The organism is Pseudomonas sp. K5002 (assembly GCF_013386655.1).
Taxonomy (GTDB): Bacteria; Pseudomonadota; Gammaproteobacteria; order Pseudomonadales; family Pseudomonadaceae; genus Aquipseudomonas.
In genome coordinates this window covers 1-1,281 of sequence record NZ_JACARK010001239.1, presented here as the reverse complement: position 1 = coordinate 1,281, position 1,281 = coordinate 1, and the positions used below count along the sequence as shown (strand labels likewise).

General features: G+C 64.9%; 1 protein-coding gene. It reads left to right on the top strand.

Annotated elements, in window-relative coordinates:
- Positions 1–209: 209 nt before the first annotated feature.
- Positions 210–1,281 (top strand): ABC transporter substrate-binding protein (locus HX846_RS35265; protein ID WP_256740334.1); only part of this gene is annotated, 1,072 nt, incomplete at its 3' end.

Genomic DNA, 1,281 nt, shown 5'->3' with positions numbered 1-1,281 from the left:
GCGGAACCAATAGCGGCCGTTACCGCAGCAACGGATATGTACTCAAACCTCACGCCCCCCAAGGCCGAGCTGTTGCCTGACCAACACTTCCCACACACATTGTCGTTTTCAGCAATCCCCCAACCCTCCAATCCCCCCTGTTTACAGCCCCAAAAACCCGGCATGCCTTGTGCAATGACCCAGTTCCCGGACTTTAGGCCTGACCCATCATGCAAGAACCCGCCCCTTACCCGCGACGATCCAGCCCGTTGCTCCTTATCGGCACCGCCACACTCTGCGGCCTGCTCCTGGGCTGTGGCCAAGGCAGCTCAACCGTCACCCGCAGTGACCAACCGGTAAAGGGCGGCACCCTGGTCTACGCCACCGACCGCGAACCCACCTGCCTCGACCCCCACGTGGCCGGCGACATGCCCCAGGTGTTCGTCGCCCAGCAGTACCTCGACTCCCTGGTCTCGATGGACGCCGACGGCCGCATCGGCCCCTGGCTCGCCAAGACCTGGGAAGTCTCCCCCGACGGCCTGACCTACACCTTCCACCTGCGCAACGACGTGCACTTCACCGACGGCACCCCGTTCAACGCCGCCGCCGTCAAGGCCAACCTCGACCACATGGCCAACCCCAAGACCCAATCCAGCACCGCAGGCGGCTACATCCGCCAATACCGCAGCACCGACGTGCTCGACGAATACACCGCAGTGGTGCACCTGGCTACGCCGTACGCGGCCTTTCTTGAAGTCCTCGCCCAAGGCTTCCTCGGCATCGAGTCCCCCACGGCATTGCTGCGCTCGCGCGATGTGAACTGCGAAAGCCCGGTCGGCAGCGGCCCGTTCAAGGTCGTGCGCTGGGACCGGCAAAGCCAGGTCGAGCTGGTGCGCAACCCTGACTACAACTGGGCGCCACCCACCGCCAAGCACCAGGGCCCGGCCTGGCTCGACCGGATCGTCTGGAAGTTCATCCAGGAACCTTCCGTGCGCTTCGCCTCGTTGCAGGCTGGCGAGGTCGACGTGATCGAGGCATTGCCCCCCGAATCCCACGAGGCCGCTCGACGCAACCCGGACCTGACCCTGGTGATCGCCCAACGCCCCGGCAACCCCACCAACGGCACGCTGAACATTACCCGTGCGCCGTTCGATGACGTGCGAGTGCGCGAAGCCTTCGTACGCAGTTCCGACATCGAGGGTGCGTTGAAGAGCGTGTACTTCAACGAATTCCCCCGCGCCGGCGGGCCGCTGAGCCCAGCCACGCGCTTCTACAGCCCGGAGTTCCAGCACGCCCAGGATT